The sequence below is a fragment of the Burkholderia sp. AU6039 genome (genome assembly GCF_002223365.1).
Classification (GTDB): domain Bacteria; phylum Pseudomonadota; class Gammaproteobacteria; order Burkholderiales; family Burkholderiaceae; genus Burkholderia.
Map to the genome: position 1 here is coordinate 1 of NZ_NKFK01000039.1, position 464 is coordinate 464.

A 464-nucleotide genomic window follows, 5' to 3' on the forward strand; every position below is an offset into this window, starting at 1 on the left:
GCGGAACGCCTGCACATGAGCGTTCTCGCGCGCCGGCCGCCCTGACTGGAGCACCTCATTGCGCAGTGCACCCAGGGTCGGGCGCGGTTCTCCCTCGGCGGTCCGATTGGCCCGCAGCCACGCGGCAAGCTGGCGCAGGTAGCTCGCATGGGTGCGCGCCGTGGCCGGATGCGTGTCCGATGCGCCCTGATAGGCCTGGATCAATGCCTCGTCGTCAACATGGACCTGGGGCTGAGGCTGCCGCTGCAACGTGCCGCCCTGTACCAGCGCATCCACCGCGCCGGCCACGTGCTTACCCGTGGCGCCTTGCTCGCCCACCGCTTCGCGGAACGCCTGCACATGAGCGTTCTCGCGCGCCGGCCGCCCTGACTGGAGCACCTCATTGCGCAGTGCACCCAGGGTCGGGCGCGGTTCTCCCCCGGCGGTCCGATTGGCCCGCAGCCACGCGGCAAGCTGGCGCAGGT

Annotated in this window: 1 protein-coding gene; it reads right to left on the minus strand. The window is 71.1% G+C overall.

Translation table 11 applies throughout. The features are described from left to right. On the minus strand, positions 1-464 hold a 464-nt coding region (locus tag CFB39_RS40530), incomplete at both ends, for a hypothetical protein (RefSeq protein ID WP_179257818.1).